Raw genomic sequence first — 23166 nt, 5'->3', positions numbered from 1 at the left:
ATTTATTACAGATGAAAAAACGAATTTTATTATTTAAGGGTTTAAACTTCATACTCTTAATGATGTTTCTATGTCAACCACACTTTACTTTTGCACAAGAAAATCAACCGCAAAAAAGTATTTCAGGAAAAGTAACAGATAATAAAGGAAATACACTCCCCGGGGTAAATATTATAGTAGCGACAACGAGTATTGGAACCACGAGTGACGAAAACGGAAAATTCACATTAAAAATCCCTTCTGATTTAAAAAATCCAATCTTAAATTTTACCTACATGGGGTTTTTAGATCTTACTTTAAGTGTAAATAACAAAACGGAGTTAAACGTTACACTTGAGGAAGAAAACAATAAACTAAATGAAGTAGTAGTCATAGGATACGGTTCCATTAAAAAAGGGAATGTTACTGGAGCGATATCTTCGATTAAGAAAGAAAGTATTGAAACCAGAGCTACAAACAATGCATCAGAGGCTATTCAAGGATTAGTAGCTGGTGTAAATGTTCAAAAAAGCGGTGGTGCTGCTGGTGCTGCTGTAAAAATAAAAATTAGAGGAATTAATACATTCGGGAACACAGAACCTTTATGTATTATTGATGGATTTCAAGGATCTTTAAGTTCAGTAAATCCTACAAATATTGAGTCTATAGAAGTACTTAAAGATGGAGCAGCTGCTGCCATTTATGGATCAGTTGCCGCAAACGGAGTAATTATCGTTACTACAAAATCGGGGCTTAAACAAGGTATAAAAGTTGATTTTACTTCTTTTGTAAATAGCACTTCGACAGCAAAAAGAATAGAGTTATTAGATGCTGAGGGTTATAAAACAGTTCACAAAAGAATGTATGACGAATACAATAAATATGCTAATACACCTGTATCATTGCCTGCATATATCAACGCACCAACAACAGCTAACACAAACTGGCAGGACCAAGTTTTTCGCTCTGGTTTAGCACAAAATTATGGTTTAGGTGTTCAAGGTCGCGAGGGAGTGGTTAAATTTGCTCTATATGGTAATTACGCTAAAGAAAAAGGAATTATCATCGATAATAACTTTGGACAAAAAAATGCAAGTGCAAGAGTAAGCTTTAAGAAATCGATTTTTGACATCGACACTAAATTATCGTACTTATCGACTAAAAGTGAGCAACCTAACTTTCAATTGAAAGAAGTGTATGCAATATCGCCATTAGTTCCTGTATTGGATTCAAATGAAACTTACGGATACGGATTAACAAACAAAAACGGATTGCCATTTAACACAAACCCTGTAGCTGATGAGCGCTTTAGAAGTGGCGAATTAAGAGGTCAAGATTTAACAGCGAATATTTCGATCACTGCTAATATCGCACCTTGGTTGAAATTTAAAACTGCCTACTCTCACCACGAATTAAATTCACAACACACAGCACATAACGCGCCTTTTATCGCAAACATACAAGCGCCAGAAAAATATACGGTACATAGAGAAGTTAGAACCTACTGGAGTGAGCAAATTTTCGAAAATACCATAATGATGGATAAAAAATTTGGCGAACATTCTATTGACTTTTTATTAGGTAGCACCATCAATCCATCATCTTCTAACTGGAATGACATTACAGTTGAAGGAAAAACGACTGACCAATCTGTAGTAGACGGTCAACTTGTTTCAACGGAACGTCCTGCAGGATTTTTAGACTCTGGTTTTGAAACGATTGGAGCAGGAAAAGGAGGAACTTATTCAGCTGACGGTTCTAAATACCAATACAATAGACTTTCTTACTTTAGTCGTATCAACTATTCTTACAAAGATCGTTACTTAGCACAAGCCACTTTGCGTTATGATGGATCATCTAAATTTGGTAAAGACAGTCGTTGGGGAGCATTCCCATCTGTGGCTTTAGGTTGGAAAATTGATAAAGAAGATTTTTATCCAGAAGATTTCATCATCTCTACTGCTAAGCTACGTGCGAGCTGGGGACGTTTAGGTAACGAAGCTGCTTTAGGATATTACACTTCTAGCTCTTTAATTTACTCCGGGAATTACTTAAATTCTGGTTACGTACAAGGAACAGGAAGTAATCCATGGCCGGGAAGTATTGCAACTGCATTAGAAAACCGTAACCTAAAATGGGAAACTACTGATTCTAAAAACATAGGTATTGACTATACACTTAGAAATGGTAAAATTAGTGGTTCGATAAACTACTATCGCAATGTTACTGATGATTTGTTAATTACAAAGAAATTAGCACCTTCAGCTGGTATTGATAACCCAATTCTTAACGTTGGAAAAGTAAGCAATAGCGGACTTGAATTTGAAGTAAATTATAGTGAACAAAGTAATGATTTTAAATATAATGTCGGCTTTAATATAAGCTCACTTAAAAACAAAGTAGAAAGTCTTGCAAATGCAGACCAAGCTATTAACGGACAAGGACTTAAATTTGACACAGAACATTTCCCAACTCAAGCAAGAGTAGGAACGCCAATAAGCTCTTTCTATCTTTACCGTGCCAATGGTATCTTTCAAACTACAGACGAGGTGAATAGCTATACTAGCAATGGGAATTTAATACAACCTAATGCTAAACCAGGTGACATTAGATTCAAAGATTTAAATAACGATGGACTAATTGATGAGAATGACAAAGAATATGCAGGTACAGGTTTACCAAAAGTAGAAGCTAATATAACTTTAGGGGCTAGCTACAAAGGATTTGACTTTAGTACATTGATTGGAAGTGGTTTCGGACATAAACTATACAATGGTAATCGTTACTTCTACGAGTCTATGAGCTCAGGAACTAATATGCTTGCTTCAACTCTTAATTCTTGGACTCCAGATAACAATAGCAACATTCCACGTGCTGTACTTGGAGATCCAAATGGAAATAGCAGAGAGTCAGATCGTTTCCTTGAAAACGGAAATTTTGTAAGAATGAGACAATTGCAAATAGGGTATTCATTACCAAGCTCATTATTAGAAGCAGCAAAAATCGACAAACTTAGATTTTATGTAAGTGCTGAAAATGTATTCACCATCACTAAATACTCAGGAACAGATCCAGAGTTCTCAAGAACTAACTTGCTAGATACTGGTGTTGACCGTTTTGTATATCCATTTACAAGATCATTTATTGTAGGTGTACAATACGTATTTTAAGAAACTTATAAAAAAACAATTATGAAATATATATATAATTTTATTACCGTATTATGCATCTTTACACTGGTAGGATGTAGTAATGATTTCCTTGAGCAACAGTCTCCAGACCAACTTAATTCTTCTACTTTTTGGAGAAATAAAACCGATGCCGAAGCTGGTTTATCCTCGACCTACGCTTACCTTGAGGGATCAGTTGAAGAATATGCTTTTGCTGAAGTAAAATGGCCTGTAGAAGCCTATCGTGAAGATATTTGTAAATTAGGTAGCGATGCCTTAAATTATCAAAATTGGGTTGAACTAGCTGATTTTACTTATACAAATGGGAATAGCCAAATAACATCGTATTGGCAATTAAATTATCGTGGTATTTCAAATGCAAATCAAGTAATTGCTAAAGTTGGAGAAATGCCTGCAACTGCTATTAGTGATGCTGATAAAAATCAAATTATTGCTGAAGCACGATTTTTAAGAGCTTACTATCATTTGAAATTAATACTTAACTGGGAAAAAATTAAATTAAGAACTAAATACATTACTAATCAAAACGAAATAAGTCTTCCTCTTGCTGAACGCGTAGAAACTTGGAATTTTATTGTTAGCGAATTAAAAGCAGTTGCTGAAGTGCTTCCTGCAGCTCAGCCTGCTGAGAAAGTGGGTCGTGCAACAAGCGGTGCTGCCAATAGTTACCTGGGATTTGCTTATTTGACTAGAGCATATGAGGAAACTGCGGACAAACAAACCCATCTTACTGAATCACTTAAAGCTCTTGAAAAAGTTCAAGGATATGAATTAGTTAAGGACTATGTGAGTTTATTTAATGGTACTAACAAGAATTCAAAAGAGTCTATTTTTGAACTTCAATTTAGTGAAAACACATCTAACGGTGCATTCTACCGTACTGCGCTACATTTCTGGATGGCTGCAAGTGAATTAGGCGGTTGGGACGAAATTCTACCAACAGACATGTTGATGAATGAGTTCAAAAAAGAAGGTAAAATTGCAACTACAGGAAATTATGACAGCCGTCTTTATGGTAACATTTTCTTTAAAGATCCTTATTTTAATGATATCTCAAATCCTAGAATTTTTGGTGAAACATATGATGCCAAATTTGGAACTGCTAACAAGCCAGTTTTCCGTAAGTATTTACCTCCTACTCAAGAGCAAATGGACACCGAATTTTTAGGATTAAATGTTCCTTTAATGAGGTATTCGAATGTGCTTTTGATGAAGGCAGAAGCTTTAAACGAATTACAACGTTCAGGCGAAGCAATACCTTTTATCAATCTAGTGAGAGCTCGTGCAGACATGCCTGCTATGAGTGGTACAACTTATGCTGCTGTAAAAGCACAAATTGAGCATGAAAGAATCATTGAGTTTCCTTTAGAGAACTTCCGTTTCTATGATCTACGTCGTTGGGGAAAAACAAAATCTGCTCTAGATGCTGTTGGACGTACCGGTTTTGACGCTGCAAAAAACAACTTTTATCCAGTACCATTAACTGAAGTGCAAAATAATTAAGAGATTCAAAAAATAGATTCAAAACAAAAGAATAGTCCGAATAATACTTGGGCTATTCTTTTTAATTTAAGAAAAACATTTTTTAATGTTACCAATAAAATTAGTCCGGGAGAATATAAATTAGCTCAAACTGTGTGCTTGTACCAAATGCATATTGTAATGACAAGTGAGCGCTACTTTTCTATATTAATAAATTAAATAATTATGTACAAAAAAGAAACATTTTATATACTTCTATTCTTTTTACTATTGCAAGCTAGTTTTGCCCAAAGTAAATTTAGCAACTTAGAATTAAGTAAAAACAACCTAAACTATAAAGGAAACCCTGAAAATGCCAAGGATAGAAAATCATTGGCTTTTTCTGATAAGGGCGCTTGGTTTGCCTTTGGATTGCTAGAGCCTTCAAGTATTCAAGGTGGATTTTCAGGTCCATTTTTAATGACTGAGCAAAATGGAGTTTGGTTGAGTTCTTCCTTTCTTTCTTTACATCTTATCGATGACAAACAACAAGAAATGATCAATTGGAAAACGGCTTTAATTAGTCAGAACAGTTACAATAGCCATTTAGAACAGGCGTTTTCAGATGAAAGACTAAGCATCAAACAAGAACTGGTTTTTTCATCTGGACATACCGCGATTCAAAAAACGAGCATTACAAATACTTCTTCTAAAAGCATCTCGTTCACACCTACTTTTCAATCTGCAGTTTATTTAGACAATCTGCAGTTTTCGGTAGAAGATAAAGCATTAAAAATAGTTTCGTCAAAAAGTAACGCAATTGGTTATGTGCAGTTTATTAATGAGAACAACAAAATAGAAGTTACAAAGAATGGCTTTACTGCAAAGACTTCTCAGATTGCATTAAAACCAAATGAGACTAAAGAAATAGTAGTTTCTCAAACTTTTATTTTCCCGCAATACGACTGGAAAAAAGAAAAAGAAAGCATCTCTATCTTAAAATTTGATTCGGTTTTAGAACAAACACAACAAGAAAAAGAAAATCAACTATCGCAATTAATTGCAAAAAAGAAACCGTCATACAAAGGTTCTGAATACTCAGTTTTCCTTGCGAAATTAGTACTCACTTTGCAAAACAATACTCGTATCGCAGCCGAAGGTTTAAAAAACTCAGGCATATTTCCTAGCTATCATTACGAATGGTTTCATGGTTTCTGGGCTTGGGACAGCTGGAAACATGCCACAGCAATTGCAGAAGTGGACCCTGCTTTAGCCGAAAACCAAGTACGAGCTATGTTCGACTTTCAAGAGCCTAATGGCTTTATTCCTGATTGTATTTATAGAGATACCTCGATTGAACCTAATAATTATCGAAATACCAAATCACCACTTGCTGCTTGGGCAGTTTGGGAGATTTACAAACAAAACAAAAATGTGGATTTCATTAAAGAAATGTATCCTAAATTAAAGAAATATCATGCTTGGTGGTACAAAGAGCGCGACCACGATCAAGACGGGATATGTGAATTTGGGTCTACAGATGGTACTTTAGTGGCTGGGAAATGGGAAAGCGGAATGGATAATGCAGTGCGATTTGACGACAGCAAAGCACTAAAAAATTCCGAAAATGCTTATTCGTTAGATCAAGAAAGTGTGGATTTGAACTCTTTCCTTTATGCTGAAAAAAACTATTTGAGTCAAATGGCTAAAGTTTTAAAGCTAGCTAAAGATGAAAAAAAATGGAAAGCAGAAAGTAGCACCTTAAAAAAGCAAATTCAGACGCAGTTTTGGGATGCAAGTACAGGATGGTTTTATGACACTTCTTTAGATGGAAAAACATTCGTAAAAGATATGGGTTGCGAAGGTTTCTTGCCTCTTTGGGCTAAAGTAGCATCTAGCAAACAAGCAAAGGCTATAAAAGATAATTTACTTAATCCAAACACCTTCAACACCTTTGTGCCTTTACCAACATTAGCTAAAAACAATCCGAAATTCAATCCAGCTAATGGATATTGGAGAGGTCCAATATGGTTAGATCAAGTTTACTTTGGTATTAATGGACTAGAAAAATACGGTTACAAAACAGAAGCCAATCTCTTAACAAAAAAACTGGTTCATAACGCCGAAGGCGCTTTAGAAAAAGGAAAATCTATAAGAGAGAATTACCATCCTACGACTGGAAAAGGATTAGAGGCAGAAAATTTTAGCTGGTCAGCTGCTCATTTTCTACTACTACTTTTAAACAACTAAAAAATAAACGATTAAGAAATGATAAATTATAATTCCCTACTAACTAGACTTACATTTTTAACTTTATTAGTATTTAGTTGCCATTCGACTCAAGTAGTTGCGCAAAATAAAAAAGCAGCTGCAACAGAAAAAAAAGACCCGAAACGATTTTTTGATAAAGCTGATTTAATGCAAATTGGGGTGTATTATTATCCTGAGCAATGGCCAAGAGAACAATGGGATCGTGACTTGAAAAACATTAAAAAGTTAGGTTTTGAATTCACACATTTCGCTGAATTTGCTTGGACATATATGGAACCTGAAGAAGGTAAATATGACTTTAAATGGCTAGATGAAGCCATGGCAATAGCCGAAAAAGAAGGTTTGAAAGTGATTCTTTGTACACCTACTCCTACTCCACCAGCTTGGATGGGTGATAAATATCCTGAAATATATCTAGTTGATTCTAAAGGGAACCGAAGACAACACGGAAATAGAGCAAACATCTCAGTAACAAATGAAAAATACCATGAATTCACAGCGAAAGTAGTAGCTGAATTGGGAAAACGATACGGTAAAAATAAGAATGTTATAGGTTGGCAAATTGACAACGAACCTTTGTCTACCGAGGATTTTAGTCCTTCTGCTAGAACAGCATTTCAAACTTGGCTAAAAGCCAAATACGGTACTATTGAAAAATTGAATACCGAATGGGTTGGAAGTTTCTGGAGTACACGTTATTCTAACTTTGAACAAATCGTATTACCTAACACCGAAGTTTATTTTGAAGATAAGTTAAGTCCACATACGATTTTAGATTTCAAACGATTCACTGCCGATGCTCAAGCTAGTTTCTTAAACGACCAAGCCGAAATATTGAGAAAATATACAGATCCAAAACAGTGGATAACTACAAATTTCACCAATGTGACTTATGACTCAGACCCAAGAAGAGCTGATAAAATGGACTTCATCACCTATACAATGTATCCAGTAAGTGGTCAAAATAATTTAGGCGGTGATAATTTTAGAATTGGACATCCAAGTAAAATTCATGAGGCAAACGATTATTACCGCTCAATCAGTGGCGTTACGGGAATTATGGAATTACAACCAGGACAAGTAAACTGGGCAGGTATTAATCCTCAATTGCAACCAGGAACTGTTCACATGTGGCTTTCGCAAGCCTTTGGAGGTGGTTGCGCTTTTACTTGTACTTACAGATACAGACACCCATTAGGAAGTAGCGAAATGTATCACGAAGGTATTGTGGGTAATGACGGAGTGACACTTTCTACAGGTGGAAAAGAGTTTGTACAATCTATTCAAGACATGAAACTATTGCGTAAAGAGTATAATCCTAAAGCAGTTCTTCCGCAGAAAATTGCGAATAGAAAAACAGGGTTTTTATGGAGTCACGAAAATCTTTGGGACTTAGAAAATCACAAACAAACTAAACATTGGAGTACTTGGAAACATAGAAATACTTATTCCTCAGCTATTAAATCTACTGGAGCACCGGTGGATTTCCTTAAAGAGGACGATAATTTTGATGACTACCCATTTATTGTCGCTAGTTCATATCAACTTATTGATCAAAAATTAGTGGACAAATGGACTAAGTATGTTGAAAAAGGAGGTAACTTGATTTTAAGTTGTAGAACCGGACAAAAAGACAAAAACGGGCATTTTTTTGAAGCCAACTGGAGTGCACCAATCGTACCTTTAATTGGAGCTGATGTTGACTTTTTTGATGTATTAGTTACAGATATGAAAGGAAATATAAAAGCAGCTAACAATAACTTTCAATGGAATACTTGGGCAGATGTGTTATCTCCTAGAAAAGGAACCGAAGTTTTAGCCACTTATGAAGACCAATTTTATAAAGGTAAAGCCGCCGCGGTTACTAGAAAGTTAGGAAAAGGAACAGTAACTTACATTGGTGCAGAAAGTACTGATGGAAACTTAGAGAGACAAATTGTACGCAGCGTATATGAAAGAGCAAATGTGGCCATTGAGAATTTACCAAGCGGTGTTTTTGTCGAATGGAGAGATGGCTTCTATGTAGGAGTTAATTATTCAAACGACCCTATCGAACTTGCTATTCCACAAGGAAGTAAAATATTGGTAGGGCAAAATCCTTTGCAGCCCGCACAAGCCATAATTTGGAAATAAAATTAACGAATACTAAAAATTTACTGATGAATTTTTCAGAAGAAACTATTGAGCAATTAGCCAAAGACCATTACGGCCTAGCTACAACCGCAAAATCCTTAAATGGTTATGACGAGTTAAATTTTCTTTTATCTACTGATACAAACGAAAAGTATATTCTAAAGATATCCAATGAAGATCATCCCTTCCCGTTTTTAGACGCGCAGGTTAAAATCATTCAGCACCTATCAAAAAGTAGCCTTACTAATGAATTTCAGCAGTTTTGCATCAACACGCAAGGCGATGCTTTGACAAAAATTGAGGCCGATTCAAAAATATATTATGTAAGAATCCTCAATTTTCTAGAAGGTACTTTTTGGGTAGAAAAAGAAAATAAATCAAAGGAGTTGTTTTACAATCTAGGATCCTTTTTAGGAAATATGGATTATGAACTTCGCGATTTTTCGCATCTTGCTATGCACCGCCGTTATACTTGGGATATAAGTTGTGCTAGCGAAGCAAATGAAAATTTAAAATACATTCTAGATCACGAAAAAAGACGAATCGCGAGCTATTTCTTATTGCAATTTGACACAGAAGTACTGCCCCTAATCCATACTTTGCGTCATGCTTACATACATAACGACGCAAACGATTATAATATCCTAGTTCAAGAAAATCAAATTAGTGGTCTAATTGATTTTGGAGATATGGTTTACACAGTGCTTATCAACAATCTAGCGATTGCGTGTACTTATGCGATGCTTCATCAAAAGGACCCGTTAGCTGTTGCTGCATCAATTGTAAAGGGTTATCATAAATCGTATGCCCTTACGGAGCAAGAAGTTGATTTGTTGTATTATCTAATTGCAGGGAGACTTTGTATTAGTGTGACACAGTCTGCTTACAACGCTTCATTAGACAGCAATAACGAGCATCATTTTCTTACTGAAAAGCCAGCTTGGGAATTGCTGAATCAACTTATTCGAATTAATCCAATAAAAGCGCAAGATACCTTTAGAAAAGCTTGTGGTTTTGCAGCATTAATCACTGATGAAAACTATGCTGATATATTAGAATCTCGTCAGAAAAGCATTGGTCGAAATTTAAGTATTGGTTACAAAGACAAATTAAAAATCACCAAAGGCGCTCTGCAATATCTTTATGATGATAAAGGACGAACTTTTGTAGATTGTGTGAACAACCCATCACATGTAGGCCATTGTCACCCTGTTGTTGTTCGAAGAATGCAAAAGCAAATTGCTAAATTAAACACCAATACGCGTTACCTTAATGACACTATTATTGAATATGCCGAAAAACTTACTGCGACTTTACCTGCAGCTTTAAGTGTTTGTTATTTTGTCAATTCGGGTAGTGAAGCTAATGATTTGGCAATTCGAATGAGTCGCCATTTCACCAAACAAAAAGATATTATTGTACTTGATCACGCTTATCATGGTACTTCAACGGTTGCTATGGAAATGAGTCCGTATAAATTTGATGGTAAAGGTGGTTTCGGAAAAATGCCTTGGATTCATAAAGCAATTAACCCCGACTTATATCGTGGTCCTTATAAATATGGAGATACAAATGCAGGAGAAAAATATGCTGCAGATGTAAAGCGGATTATCGAAGACTTAAAAAAAGAAGATAAAGCTCCCGCTGTATTCATTTGCGAAACGCTATTAGGTGTTGGAGGCCAAATTCCGCTTCCTAAAAATTATTTAAAAACGGTGTATGAACACGTTAGAGCTGCTGGAGGAATCTGTATTGCCGACGAAGTTCAAGTTGGTTTTGGAAGAATTGGAGACCATTTTTGGGGCTTCGAATTGCAAGATGTCGTTCCCGATATTGTTGTTTTAGGAAAACCTATTGGTAACGGCCATCCGCTGGCTGCAGTAATTGTTACAAATGAAATTGCAAATGCTTTTAATAACGGCATGGAATACTTCAACACTTTTGGTGGTAACCCTGTATCTATGACGGCAGGACTAGCTGTTTTAGATGTTCTTCAAGACGAAGAGATGCAACAACACGCATTAGAAGTTGGAAACCATCTGATGGACGGTCTTAGAAAATTAATGGCAAAATATCCTATTATTAGTGATGTTCGTGGACACGGTTTATTCATAGGTGCGGAAATGGTTAAAGACCGAGTTACAATGGAACCAGCTGTTGCTGAAATTGATATAGTTGTCGAAAAAATGAAAGAAAAAGGTTTTTTACTAAGTACGGATGGCCCTTTACATAATGTATTAAAGATAAAACCACCAATGCCTTTCAATAAACAAAATGCAGATGAGATGATTGAATTATTAGATATTGCTTTAAGCGAGCTATAACAATCAATCTTCCATTTATAAAATACTAGATTAAGCAATAATTTTATTCTAAATGAAACATAAAAATTCTCTTTCACAGAGTACTATCAATCTTAAAACTTTAGAAAATCAACCAGAGGGTAAATTATTTTACGATCAGACGATGCGCTTGTTATACGCCACAGACGCGAGTGCTTATAAGGAAATGCCATTGGCTGTAGTAATTCCAAAAACCAAAGAGGATATTCAGAAAATCATTGCTTTTGCTTGAGATAACAAAAGCAGTGCGATTCCGAGAGCAGCGAGTACTTCTCTGGCTGGTCAATTTACACTGGAAACTGGTGGTCAATTTGACCAGTTTTTCCACTTAGGCTTCGATAAATAAAATGAAAGGAGATAAACCGCATTATTCAACAAAATAATGCGGAATTAAAAAAGATATTAAAATGGATTAATCAAACAATTCGTTCAACCAATGCTTTTTCTTATGTTCCTTGTAGTAACCATGCTGTGGCTGACTCTCAAAAGCTTGTCTATTGAACTGAGGGGTGCTTAGTGGCTCATTTCCTGACCTTTCTATTATTTTATCTAGCTCACCTCGATCTAGCCATATTCCTCGACATTGCGGGCAATAATCAATCTCAATCCCTTGTCTATCAGACATAACAAGTGGAACTTTACAACTTGGACAATTCATAATATTCAATTTTAGTTATTTATTAAATCTTTATTTTTTGGAAAAGCAACAGAAAGCAAAACAGAAACAAGTAATATCCCACATATTACCATTAATGAATAGACAATTGGAATTTTATAGAAATCGACAAATGTCATTTTTATTCCTACAAAAACTAATATTGCCGATAAGCCATATTTTAAATAGTAGAAGTATTTTGTGATTCCAGCCAAAGCAAAATACAATGCTCTTAAACCCAGTATTGCAAAAACATTAGAGGTAAAAATAATAAACGTATCGTTTGTAATAGAAAGAACTGCAGGTATTGAATCGACGGCAAAAATCAAATCGGTAAATTCTACAATAAGAAGAACAACAAATAGTGGTGTTGCAAATCTTTGACCTTTCAATTTTACAAAAAATTTACCTCCGTGTGTTTCTTCTGTAACAGGAAGAAATTTCTTAAATAACCGCACCAATGGATTTTTATCCGGTTGAATCTCATCGTCTTTATGAAAGAGCATTTTAATACCCGTATAAATAAGTATTGCGCCGAAAACATATATAATCCAATGAAATTTACTAATAAGTGCTACACCTGCGAAAATAAAAATGGCACGCATTACTAAAGCCCCTAAAATCCCCCAAAAAAGTATTTTGTGCTGGTACTTTCTATCAACATTAAAATAGGAAAAGAGCATAATAAAAACAAACAGATTATCAATACTTAATGATTTTTCAATAACATAAGCTGTTAAAAACTCAACTGCTTTTTCTTTACCCATGAAAATATAAATACCATAATTGAAAATTAAGGCAAGGGATATCCATACAGCGCTCCAAATAAGCGCTTCCTTAATTTTTACTTCGTGCGATTTTCGATGAAAAACACCTAAATCTACTGCTAACATTACTAGGACAAACCCTAAAAAACAAATCCAAACAAAACTATCTATTATCATCTATTTTTAAATTTAGTATTTAATTAAAACAAAACTACCATGTAATAAAACATATAAGCCTCTCCCCGCTTTCGTAAATTAATACTATCTATTCTTTACCATTCAATCGTTCGTTTAGAAAATTAATTACTTCATCAAACACTCCTGAAACCCCATTTTGAGCAATAGTATTGGTTATCGATGAAATTAAAGAAAAGAAAATGGTTATTATCCCAATTACTAGAGCTATTACAAGAATCAAAACAACAAGGAAAACTATCTTGAGTTTCTTATTGTTTCTTAAACTATTGATAAACGCAATTACGTCAAAACTTCCATGACCGCTAGAATAGGTCTTGTATCTATAACCATCATTTTGATAATAGTTATGCATTGCACGTTTTTTATGAGGCTTGCCTTTTTTTTTCAAAAAGTCGTCAAAATCCATATTTATGTATTTTAGTTAATAAACATAATTATTCAGCATTACTGTACAGAACCGTAATGCTATTTGAGTGAATAAACAATTTTCACACTCTAAACAAGAAATTATAGGATATTAACTAAGCTTTGGCGGTTGCCAAATGGAGTAAAAAGGTTGGGATGCTTTACTAGTGTGATGAAAATGGTTGTGTTGGGTACCCTTTTCCTCCAGTAAGAAAAATTTAATTCCATAACTAATTTGGTATTCTTCGTTTATGTCAAAATCAAAGTCAACAAAATTATAAGATAAACTATTTTCAGAGCTTAGCTCCATTAATGAAGAAGTATTACTTTGTTGAAAACAAATATTGTAACACAGTAACATGCCCAGAAAGAGCACAATGCTATTGACTAAATTTTTTCGACAAAGATTCATGCGGCAAAAGTAATTAAAAACTAATGTATATGTATTTCGAGATAAATAATTTAGATTAATTTAACACTAAATATGAAAACAAAAACTGCACAAAAAAATACAGCAGCTTTAAAAACAGTAGCTACTTTTTTCTGCTGTTTCGCTCCTCATCTTCACACGGTCGCTTCCTGCGTTCCGTCAGGCTATTACATCCACAATAACAATTTATTTCGTTCTGGATATACAAACAAAACTTAGAGTCTAAGTTAAGCGACATGTTTATAAATATTATTTTGTTTATAAAATTCTTCTTTTGTTTTGTAATTAAGAGCATTGTTTTGATGTAAAATAAATCGTTATTATTTGTTGCTCTATCTCGTTCTTTCTCAATACCTATTGGAAAAAGGCTTGCTTTTCCATTTATAATAGCTGCTAGAACCAATTTTTAAAACCTTACACATTTTTTCAATCGGAAATATCGATTCACGATTTTTAATGAACCGCTATTTTATCGACCGCTCTTGGAAAAAATGCCAATTACTTTTTTTATATATCGCGTCCTAATTCCGCATGTTTTAGCTTTTGCTCCAATTCACGAATTTTTTCCTGCTCTGGAGTTAATTTTAAATTTCTTTTTCCTGGAAAACTATCTTCTCCAAATTATTCGCAATCTTTTCTTCATTTGTATAGCAAAGTAACTTTGATTCCTAATTCTTCGCTCAATTCTGAAATATTGGTTCTTTCATTACTTAATTCGACAGCTTTTATTTTAAAAGCTGGATTGTAAATTTTTCGTTCTCGGTCCATAAGTTAAAAGTAAGATTTTATTCTTAACTCATACTGTAAGCTAAATTAGTATACCCAGATTGCAAACAAACAATACAAACCGTATAAATAAAGAATTATACGGTTTGTATTGAATATTCCTGGAGAAGTTATTTTGCAGTAAACAATCTTGGACTGAAAGAAATCATAACCCAAACCCAATTGTTTGTATTATTAGAATCTCCACCTTTAAGTCTTTCCAATGTTGTTGAACCAAACATTTGCGAATATCCAGCTGAAGCTAAAACATCTTTTTGAAAGCTATAAGCTACAGTAAAATCAAGTTCCGTACCTAAATAGCTATCCATTTTATTATTGCTGGCATCCAAAACCGTATTTGGAGCAGAAAATAAATGTGGAATTAAGGCAAATTGCCATTTATTTTGGGTGTAGTTTAATTTCAGATAAGCATCTTGTAATCCAACACTGTTCTGATGGTTTCCTACATAGAAATAATCCATATATCCATTAAATCCGTGATTGGTTCCGAAAAGAGGCGTGAATGATTTTAAATCAGAACTCGCATCATCTTGGTCTTTTCCAGAAAGAAATTCATATCCCAATGCTGCTTTAAACTGAGTTGTTATGGCATATCCAAAATTTGCTCCGGCATAAAAAGCATTCACTTTTAAATTGTTACTTTTACCAGATTGTCCGTATAGACTTAGATCGCTATCCCATTTTTTGTCCTTGTAAGAAAGGTAGGTTCCAAAAGTTTGCTTGTAATCTACTTTTAAATCTGTAAGCGTTTTGGCATATTCGTAGCCTGTATTTAAAAACAACAAACTCGTGTTTAATTTACTAAATGTAGTATGATACCAAGCATATTGCAGAGATTTGTAATTGGTGGTATAAGGCGTGGTTGGAGCTACTAAATTTTCTTTATCAGCATTTAATGCAAACCCTAAATCCAATTGATTGTTCTTTGGATGAAAAGAGATTACTGCAGCATCATGGCTTTGCCCTTGTTGTGTCCAATCAATTTCCCCTAAAATACGCTGGTTGTCATAAGAAATTACCTGACGTCCCAAACGTGTACTCCAATTAGGAGTAAAATCGTATTGTGCCCAAGCTTCAAATATCTCAATTCCGTTTTTGTCCGAAGTGCTTGTAGTTGTAACATCTCCCCAAGTCCTTATATTCTGCAAAGTTAATTTTGTTTTTAACTTTTCTTGTTTGAAGTTTAGGTTCAAACGAGAACGTTGCGATATAAAAGAGGTAGGATCCTCAGTGTCTTTAATTAAACTTTTATATCCATTTCTGTATTCATAACGGGGTCTTAGCTGAATATTGGCATCAAATTCCTGAGCATATGATGTTAAGCTTATCATACCTAGTAATGATAAACCAATCGTTTTTAATGATTTCATGTTTTATTTAATTAAGTTTTTCGGCTTCTTCGATGATTTTTTTAATCGTGCCGTCATTATTTACACCAATGCCTTCTTGTTGATAAGCTAGTTCGCCTTCTCCATTAAAAACACTGATAATATTGGAATGAGAAAAATCGATTGGAGATATTTTTTTGTAGTTTATCGCTAATACTGCGGCGAATTCTCTTGTGTTTTCTTCGGTAGAACGCAAGAAAGTCCATTGATCGCCATCCATTTTGTTTTCAATTGAAAATGCTTTTAATCGTTTAGGTGTATCCACTTTTGGATCAATACTCACTAAAAGCAGTTGCACCTTGCCTTTACTATTCTCAGGCAAACGCTCTTCAATATTTCTCATATCGGCCACTAAGCGAGGACAGGCAGCTTTGCAGGATGTATAGATCATCACCATGACCAAAACTTTTCCTTTTAGATCCTTCAACTCGATATTTTTTCCGTTTTGATTCGTCCATTGAGAAGGAAGGTTGTAAATAGACAATTCCGAAACTGCTTTTTTATTGGAAACCGCCTTGTCCTCCCCTGTTGCACTTTCGGGCTTTTTATTAGCATTACAGCCTTGCAATAAAAAGAAGATTAAGGTTAATGCCATAAAAAACATTTTTCCAAACAGTCCCTTTATATTTTTAACTTTTTGGTATTGCTTTACCACTTCGCTATCGTTCGGATCGTAAATTTTTGATTTCATTTTTTTATTTTTTAAACAAATTAAACTATTTGTTATTTGCTGTTTTCAGCACATCTAAAACCAAGGTTTCTTGTGGTATATCTCGCTTTTAAACTAGCTCGAAAGCCGTAGCGCATAAAAGCAGCATAATTCATTAAGTCAGTTGCATTTATCGAACCACTACCGCAAAACAGATTCTTATCAGTGTCTTTGTCTTTTCTGGATTCACCAGACAAGAAAATACTATTGAAGTCAGAAGTCCATTCCCATATTAATCCATGCATATCATAAACACCCCAATAATTTTTGAATGTTTTCCCTACAGGATTAGCATAGGTTTTAGACTTTTCATACCAAGACAAGATATATTTATTGTACGATTCTTTGGTTCTGGCATCTATTCGTTTTTCATCTGCCATAGCAACATATTCCCATTCATCCATCGTAGGTAAGCGTTTCCCCTCGCATTCACAATATTTTTTGGCAACAAACCAGGAAACATTAGTAACTGGAGCATTACTCAAATTGCTTTTTCCGTAATTAAAATCACTATCCCAATGGCTCAAATAACTTTTTTCCGTAAAAAGTCCAATAATTTTAGAGCGACTATATTGTGGATATTTTTTTAAAAAGGCTAAGAATTCGGCATTTGTAACAGGATAAACATCCATCTTAAAAGATTGTACTTCTACCGGTTTTTTATCTGTGGTTCCATAAAGGGGAACATAAGTCCCCCTTTTTATTGAAACCATTTTAGAATCTTGAGCCAACGTAGATGCTGCTATTAGCAAAGAAAACATTGGTATAATTATTTTCATTTTAAGGATTGCAAACATCGTGTTGAATTTTTAATTATTATTTTCTTTGGGCTTTTACCATCGCTGTTGTAACAACCGTTTTTTTGTTGCCCCAATTAGCATAAACATAGGTCAATACATCAGCTATTTGCTGGTCATTTAATGCCTGAGCAGGCATTGCACTATTGTATTTTACCCCATTTACGGTAATTGGTCCTGATAATCCTTTTACAACTCCTTTAATAGCACGGTTAACGTCTTTATTTAAGTAGTCTGATTTTGCCAATGGAGGAAAAGCTCCCGGAATTCCTTGTCCATTAGCTTGATGACAGGAGATACATACTTTGGCATAGACTCCTTTTCCTTTATCAGCTTGTTGACTAAAACCTTGTAAACTCAATGCAATCATTGCGATTGCAAAAACATACTTTTTCATAATATTATTTTTTTTATTGTATTTGAATAATGCTAATTCTATTTTTTTTAATGACCGCTGTCTGCAATAGAAGCTGATTTGGCTCTTTGTGCTTTGACCATTGCGGCAGTAACTCTAGTTTTATTGTTCCCCCAACTATCATAAATATAAGTCAGTGTATTTGCAATTTCCTCATCAGTAAGGTTTTGACTGGTCATTACACTATTGTATTTTTTTCCATTTACTGTAATTTCGCCACTTAAACCATGAATAACTGCTCTTATTGCTCTATTATGATCCGCATTTAAATAATCTGACTTTGCAAGAGGAGGAAACACACTAGGTATACCTTGCCCTTCTGATTGGTGGCAGGCAAAACATGTTCCCGCAAAAAGATCTTTCCCTGCTTTAATTTGCTCAGCTAAAGTTTTAACTTTTGCAACTTTTTCTGTTTTATTTTTCTTTGGCATATTTTGAATAGTACCACCTTCAGCTAAATAAATTCCTTCTTGGGTTGTACCAGAGTAGATTTTCTTATCATCAGAACCTTCTACTTTCAACATTCCTATAGCTCCTTTATTGAAAGCTCTAAAGATTGAGTGGTCAACAATAATAAAAGTTCCAGGAACATCAACTTTGAACTCAACAATAGCAGCACCTCCAGCAGGGATCAACGTTGTTTGAACGTTTGTATTGATCATATCTCCACCTTCGATATGTACTTTGTCAAATATTTCCCCAATTACGTGAAAAGAAGAGACAAGATTAGGTCCACCATTTCCCATATAAATACGGACAGTTTCTCCGACTTTGGCTGTAAGTGAATTATCTCCAGCAATACCTCCTACTTTCCCGTTAAAAACAACATAATCAGCATCTTCTTTTACTGCTTTATCCATATCAAAAGCTTGAAGACCTTGGTCACCATATTTCCCTTTGGTATAGAAATCACCTTGCATAACGTAGTATTCTTTGTCAACCGGCGGTAAACCACCTTCTGGCTCTACTAATATCAAACCGTACATCCCATTAGCAATGTGCATACCCACAGGAGCGGTAGCACAATGGTACACATACAATCCAGGATTTAAGGTTTTAAAATTAAACACTTTTTCATGCCCTGGCGCAACCAATGAGGAAGTAGCTCCACCACCTGGCCCTGTAACCGCATGTAAATCGATGTTGTGTGGCAGTTTATTATCAGGGTGATTTTTCAAATGAAATTCTACCTCATCTCCAACACGGGTTCTGATGAAACTTCCAGGAACCGACCCTCCAAATGTCCAGTAGGTGTATTTTACTCCATCAGTCATTGTACCTTCGATCTCTTTGATTTCCATATTAACGATAAGCTTTGTTGCCTCTCGATTCCCAACTGGTTTAGGAACAAAAGGAGGAGCTGTAAGCTCTGCTGATGCTTGTCCTTTAATAGGCACTTTTGAATAGTCTTTAGGTGAATTGTCTCTGAAAGAAAACAATCCCACCACAATAGCTAATACTACCAAAACTCCGGCAGCAATTTTAAATTTAGTTTTCATGATTATTTGGTGTTAAATTTATCTTAATTTATAGTACAAATTTAAAGGATGATTTTGTCTTTTATTATGATATTTGTCATGTTAATCACTTTTTTACTACATTATTTCAATAAAAAAATTGCTAAAAAAAATAAACCTAAAAAAAGACTTAAGCTAAACTTCCAAAAAGGATTTGCCTTCTTCAATTCCATAAATTGGAAAGCTACCAGCAGGAATTTAGCAATAGAAAATCCTATAATTAAGAGCACTAAAAGGCTCGAGATTTTACTTGCATTTGAAATTAAAGCCGTACTTAAGGTCAACAAAATCAAAAATCCGTAAGTAAATAATAATGATTTTTTCATTGATTAAAATATTAAATAGAGAATCGGAAATAACAATAGCCAGATTAAGTCACACATATGCCAAAAGGCAGCGCAGGCTTCGATGTCTTCAACGCTGGTATCAGAATTTTTCTTTGTCATTCCATAATTAGTCCAACTTAAAATTACCAATCCCATAATCACATGAATTAGATGAAAAACAGTGAGTATCCAATAAAAATTGAAAAACATATTTGTTTCTAATGAAATTCCGGATTCAATTTTATGATAGTATTCAACGCCTTTTAAAACTAAAAAAAACAGCCCTCCAAGCATCGTCAGTTTAAAATAAAAAGATGATTTTTTAATGTTATTTTCTTTAAATTCATAAACGGCGTTGGCCATAAAAAAGCCACTCGTTAACAAAAAAACAGTATTAATAGCCCCAAAAGTAGTATTGAGTTGCAAACGGGATTGGTGAAAAACCTCCGGTTCTTGATTCCCGTAATAAACAAAAGCAAACAACGCCATTCCGAAAGTTATCAGTTCCAGATAAATAATAATCCACATCAAAATCCCACCTGGCGGATAATAGATGCTTTTATAATTGATTTTTAGTGTATTCATTTTGTTGTGTCTTTAAAAAATAATTTACTCCCAGTCCAGCAATCTTTTTTCACCCTCAATTTTTTTTATATCTGTTATGTCCTGCGACATTTCGATTACTCCTTTGTAGTTTTTATCAGCATCTCTCACGGCAAAATAACGGATGTAAATAAGGCGGTCTTTGTAATTAATCCAAAACGAAGATTCGCTTTTGGTTCCCTTTCTAAATTCTTCCAAGATTTTAAGTACAGTACCAACACTTTTTGGAGGATGACAAAATTTTACTTCACGTCCAATAATACCAGCACTTCGTGGGAAAACACGTTCTTCTCCCCGATTGTAAAAAATAACTTTGTCATTTTCATCCACATAAGTAAGGTCTAAAGGCATGGTTTTAAATAATAAATTCACCTGCTCAACCGTCATGTGTCCCTCATCATAATGCGATCTGTTTTCAAGTGAAAAAGGCATTTCTCGAATAGTGAAATCCACGCTCGGATGTACATAAGCTACACTAGGATATGGAGCTGGTGATTGTGGCAACATCCAGCCAATTTCTTCCTCGCCTACGCGCATTTTTATCCAATCATCTTCAGCCAATAAATTCAAAGCATTTGGGAATAGTACCGTTTCTTCCACTTCCATTAATCGGTAAATGCCGTTTACTAAGTAAGATGTATTATTTTCAATGATACTAAAATCTCTATCCTCCATGTTTTTACGCAACATGCGAAACTGTTCCCGGAGATTATCGTGAAAAGACCACATTCCTTGTGAAGGACCTGTCCAACCTTTTTTCTCTAAAAAGGGAAAAAGTTGGTTTTCTTTTCGGGCAAAGCGCTTCTCGATTGCATGCAGTTGGTTAAAAATATTGGTGTATTTTTGGAACTCCTCATAAGGTTTTACCGCTATCAACTCTTCTAAAAGAGTATTTATAATCTCTTTTTCCTGAAAATAAATCCGAACCGGATGTCCTTCAGGAAGTATTGTTGTATTTGATGTCTCATTCATCCTATTACTTATTTTTGATGTTTAATTTTCTCATATAATTTTACTAAAGACTGTAACAACTCAACTGGAGTTGTTAAAATCTGATAGTGATTTTGCCCGAACATTTGCGGCAAATAATATTTGGCCTGTGCTTCAATTGCAAGTGCATAAGAATTAATATTCCTGTTATTGAGTTCTCGAAGGGCTTGTTTTACGTCATTAATACCATATTTACCTTCGTATTTATCGTAATCGTTAGGTTTTCCGTCAGAGATCAGGATAACCCATTTGTTTTTTGTGCTTCTGCTGTCCAATCGTGCACCGGCATGTCTCAAGGCAGCGCCAATTCGTGTATAACCATTGGGTTCTATGGCACCAATTTTATGCTTGGCAACATTCCATTTTTCGTCAAAATCCTTAACCGTTAAGTAAGTCGAATAATTACGTGTTTTGGAATAAAAACTATCAATAGAGAAATTTATATTGAATTCGTTCAACATTTCGCCAAAAAGAATGGATACTTCTTTTTCAACATCAATCACTCTGTTTCCGGCGGCATAACCATCGCTAGAAAGACTGATATCCAAAAGAATGAGGATTGATAAATCTTTTTCTTTTTTTCGATTTGAAATATAAATATTCTCAGACGGTGTGCGTTTAGAATGTACATCCACAAACAAATCCGTAATAGCATCGATATCAAACTCTTCCCCTTGCGTCTGGCGTTTCTGCTGTTGCATTTTATTATTCACACTCGTCAACATTTTGCGCAAGCCCATTAACGTGGAAGCATTCTTTGCAATCGTATTTTTGTAATAATTGCTATTTGTTTTGAGTTGTGATTTCGGATACACTTTACAAAAATTGTCTTTGTATTGGCGTTTATCAAAATCCCATTCGTCGTACATCAGGTAAAAACCCTTGGCATCCACTTCGGCACTTTCAGAAATGGTGGTGTTTTCTATAAAATCTGCCTGATAAACGGAATGTGCCGTATCATCAACACGAACGGTATATTTCATATTCAACTCTTCCAATGCATCCTGATGTTCCTCTAATTCATCCGAACCGTCAAAATCACGCCAGACACCGCTGAATTCCTCGGCAGTTTCCACTTTCTCAAAATTGTGCAACATCACATAGTCTTCCTGTTGCTTTTTGTCTAGTTCTACAGTAACTACTTCTTCTACCGCATTTGCTTTTAAAGTAGTTGAAGGCTGATGTTCATTTGCTTTTTTGGTTTTATCCGAAAAATTTTCAAGCACTTTATCATTCTTTTGAATATTCTCGTTTTGCATCCATTTTCCGTACAACCAAGAATAATCCGCAGCTATTTTCTCTGTTGTTTTTTGAGCAAAATGATTTTTTGCTTTGATATAAAAATTTTCATCAATTGAAAATTCTTTAAATAAAACAGACAAAATTTCATCGGAAGTTTCCAATGCTTTTTGTTGGGAAAGTTCCAAGGATTGTTCTGCTTCTGAGGCTTTCCAGTTTAAATCCAAACGTTGTTGCACGCTGAGATATAAGATTCTGAAAAGATAAAAAGTCATATTCTCACTCGCAGTTGGCAATTCGGCAAAAGAAATGGGGAGAAAAAAATTGTTGTTTTTATAACCTCCTTCTCTTTCTGCCGGGAAAATATCAATAGGATTCCCGGTTAATGCTCTTGCCAATATTGTTAATCGCGGTTTAATATCATTCAGACTAACGGTTCTCGCTAAGATTTCGGGATCAATTTTCTTGTTTTTCTTCAATTGCTTGAAAAACTTACCAACTAAATATTCATCTAATTCAAATCCCATTTTTTTAATTTTTTGGTAATAATGGCAACACAATAAT

18 protein-coding genes and 1 pseudogene are annotated in these 23166 nt (G+C 34.6%); 6 read left to right on the top strand and 13 right to left on the bottom strand.

What is annotated here, in order from left to right; translation table 11 throughout:
- Positions 1-11 precede the first annotated feature (11 nt).
- The 6 genes from ACMDB5_RS09695 to ACMDB5_RS09670 all read left to right on the top strand — a co-directional run bounded on the left by ACMDB5_RS09695 (position 12) and on the right by ACMDB5_RS09670 (position 11609).
- On the top strand, positions 12-3149 hold the full coding sequence (locus ACMDB5_RS09695) for a SusC/RagA family TonB-linked outer membrane protein (protein ID WP_413998059.1): 3138 nt from the start codon (positions 12-14) through the stop codon (positions 3147-3149).
- Between the two features lie 21 nt (positions 3150-3170).
- Entirely contained in the window at positions 3171-4673 is a 1503-nt protein-coding gene (locus ACMDB5_RS09690; RefSeq protein WP_413998058.1) for a RagB/SusD family nutrient uptake outer membrane protein, read from the top strand.
- Between the two features lie 204 nt (positions 4674-4877).
- Positions 4878-6881: an MGH1-like glycoside hydrolase domain-containing protein gene (locus ACMDB5_RS09685; protein ID WP_413998057.1), complete on the top strand. Its 2004-nt coding sequence runs from the start codon at positions 4878-4880 to the stop codon at positions 6879-6881.
- An 18-nt stretch (positions 6882-6899) separates the two neighbouring features.
- Positions 6900-9035: a beta-galactosidase gene (locus ACMDB5_RS09680; RefSeq protein WP_413998056.1), complete on the top strand. Its 2136-nt coding sequence runs from the start codon at positions 6900-6902 to the stop codon at positions 9033-9035.
- Between the two features lie 26 nt (positions 9036-9061).
- A complete protein-coding gene (locus tag ACMDB5_RS09675) occupies positions 9062-11359 on the top strand; it encodes an aminotransferase class III-fold pyridoxal phosphate-dependent enzyme (RefSeq protein WP_413998055.1) in 2298 nt (765 codons plus the stop codon).
- Positions 11360-11411: 52 nt separating this feature from the next.
- Positions 11412-11609 carry a hypothetical protein gene (locus ACMDB5_RS09670; protein ID WP_413998054.1) on the top strand — a complete coding sequence of 66 codons (198 nt, stop codon included), beginning with the start codon at positions 11412-11414 and terminating at the stop codon, positions 11607-11609.
- A gap of 180 nt (positions 11610-11789) precedes the next feature.
- On the opposite strand, the gene ACMDB5_RS09665 is transcribed toward ACMDB5_RS09670, so the two are convergent.
- The 13 genes and pseudogenes from ACMDB5_RS09665 to ACMDB5_RS09605 all read right to left on the bottom strand — a co-directional run bounded on the left by ACMDB5_RS09665 (position 11790) and on the right by ACMDB5_RS09605 (position 23129).
- Entirely contained in the window at positions 11790-12035 is a 246-nt protein-coding gene (locus tag ACMDB5_RS09665) for a zf-TFIIB domain-containing protein (RefSeq protein WP_413998053.1), read from the bottom strand.
- An 11-nt stretch (positions 12036-12046) separates the two neighbouring features.
- Positions 12047-12976 (bottom strand): TerC family protein, encoded by a 930-nt coding sequence (locus tag ACMDB5_RS09660; protein ID WP_413998052.1) that lies wholly within the window; start codon positions 12974-12976, stop codon positions 12047-12049.
- Between the two features lie 88 nt (positions 12977-13064).
- The gene (locus ACMDB5_RS09655; RefSeq protein ID WP_413998051.1) at positions 13065-13403 is read right to left on the bottom strand and encodes a hypothetical protein; all 339 of its coding nucleotides are present in this window, start codon (positions 13401-13403) and stop codon (positions 13065-13067) included.
- A 1068-nt stretch (positions 13404-14471) separates the two neighbouring features.
- Positions 14472-14600, bottom strand: a complete 129-nt coding sequence (locus ACMDB5_RS09650; protein ID WP_413998050.1) for a hypothetical protein — start codon at positions 14598-14600, stop codon at positions 14472-14474.
- A gap of 128 nt (positions 14601-14728) precedes the next feature.
- Positions 14729-15988 (bottom strand): alginate export family protein, encoded by a 1260-nt coding sequence (locus tag ACMDB5_RS09645; RefSeq protein WP_413998049.1) that lies wholly within the window; start codon positions 15986-15988, stop codon positions 14729-14731.
- 7 nt (positions 15989-15995) lie between these two features.
- Entirely contained in the window at positions 15996-16601 is a 606-nt protein-coding gene (locus ACMDB5_RS09640) for an SCO family protein (RefSeq protein ID WP_414000376.1), read from the bottom strand.
- Between the two features lie 128 nt (positions 16602-16729).
- Positions 16730-17476 carry a formylglycine-generating enzyme family protein gene (locus ACMDB5_RS09635; RefSeq protein WP_414000375.1) on the bottom strand — a complete coding sequence of 249 codons (747 nt, stop codon included), beginning with the start codon at positions 17474-17476 and terminating at the stop codon, positions 16730-16732.
- 55 nt (positions 17477-17531) lie between these two features.
- Positions 17532-17855, bottom strand: a pseudogene (locus ACMDB5_RS09630) (c-type cytochrome); the annotation flags it as partial.
- Positions 17856-17956: 101 nt separating this feature from the next.
- On the bottom strand, positions 17957-19426 hold the full coding sequence (gene nirK, locus ACMDB5_RS09625; protein WP_413998048.1) for a copper-containing nitrite reductase: 1470 nt from the start codon (positions 19424-19426) through the stop codon (positions 17957-17959).
- A 101-nt stretch (positions 19427-19527) separates the two neighbouring features.
- Positions 19528-19770, bottom strand: a complete 243-nt coding sequence (locus tag ACMDB5_RS09620; protein WP_413998047.1) for a cytochrome C oxidase subunit IV family protein — start codon at positions 19768-19770, stop codon at positions 19528-19530.
- Between the two features lie 3 nt (positions 19771-19773).
- Positions 19774-20355, bottom strand: coding sequence for a cytochrome c oxidase subunit 3 (locus ACMDB5_RS09615; RefSeq protein WP_413998046.1), 582 nt, complete (start codon positions 20353-20355; stop codon positions 19774-19776).
- Between the two features lie 24 nt (positions 20356-20379).
- Positions 20380-21345 (bottom strand): DUF438 domain-containing protein, encoded by a 966-nt coding sequence (locus tag ACMDB5_RS09610; RefSeq protein ID WP_413998045.1) that lies wholly within the window; start codon positions 21343-21345, stop codon positions 20380-20382.
- Positions 21346-21353: 8 nt separating this feature from the next.
- The gene (locus ACMDB5_RS09605) at positions 21354-23129 is read right to left on the bottom strand and encodes a nitric oxide reductase activation protein NorD (RefSeq protein ID WP_413998044.1); all 1776 of its coding nucleotides are present in this window, start codon (positions 23127-23129) and stop codon (positions 21354-21356) included.
- Positions 23130-23166: the final 37 nt, after the last annotated feature.

The organism is Flavobacterium sp. W1B, assembly GCF_047344965.1.
Lineage (GTDB): Bacteria > Bacteroidota > Bacteroidia > Flavobacteriales > Flavobacteriaceae > Flavobacterium.
This window is presented reverse-complemented; position numbering and strand designations above follow the sequence as displayed.